This window comes from Pseudomonas sp. 2822-15, assembly GCF_002742515.1.
GTDB lineage: Bacteria > Pseudomonadota > Gammaproteobacteria > Pseudomonadales > Pseudomonadaceae > Aquipseudomonas > Aquipseudomonas salomonii.
Genome location: NZ_LJRY01000144.1, coordinates 1 through 307, shown reverse-complemented (window position 1 = coordinate 307; position 307 = coordinate 1). Strand labels below are relative to the sequence as shown.

At 33.2% G+C, this 307-nt stretch carries 1 pseudogene; it reads left to right on the top strand.

Features of this window, described 5'->3' with window-relative positions:
* Nucleotides 1–275 (top strand): annotated as a pseudogene (locus tag AOA59_RS32810) (arginase); the annotation flags it as partial.
* Nucleotides 276–307: the final 32 nt, after the last annotated feature.

The window sequence follows — 307 nt, the reverse complement described above, 5'->3', positions numbered from 1 at the left end:
GAATAAAAAGGCACCCTAAACGTGAAATCACTATATTAGGAAGTGGGGATTATCATTATATTTCCTACTATCTTCTAAATGAAATTGTAGAGCCTTTTACTTTAATTTTACTTGATCATCATACAGATATGATGGGCTCTTTTTCGCAACTAATCACTTGTGGTTCATGGGTTCTTCGAGCTCTTGAGAAACTGCCGCAATTAAAGAAGGTAATATTAATTGGAACTGACCCTAATTTACTTCATTCGATCCCTCATCATATAAAACATAAGTAACTATCATCCCTAATCATCCATCATTACTAAAT